General features: G+C 41.1%; 1 pseudogene. It reads right to left on the reverse strand.

The annotated features are described in order from the left end of the window. Nucleotides 1-265: pseudogene (locus tag RYX56_RS22965) on the reverse strand (sensor histidine kinase); the annotation flags it as partial.

Genomic DNA, 265 nt, shown 5'->3' on the forward strand with positions numbered 1-265 from the left:
GTGACAAAATAAAGGAAAGCCACTTTCGGTCACTAATAATTACCAAACCTTGCTCCGCTTCGACAGAAGGGTAAATTTCATTTCTAATAAATAAACGACGATGGTCCCGCAGCACCTCATTTAAAAGCTCAAGTACATCGATTTTTTCCAAAAAAAAGTCTAGTTCAAAGCTTTCGAGACGTGACATATAGAGCACCATATCAAGCCCTTTTTCCATCCGATCGAGCTGTTCTTGTAAATCGGCGAATAGTGGTTGCGGATGCCC

It is taken from the genome of Alkalihalophilus lindianensis (assembly GCF_032843265.1).
Lineage (GTDB): Bacteria > Bacillota > Bacilli > Bacillales > Bacillaceae_D > Alkalihalophilus > Alkalihalophilus lindianensis.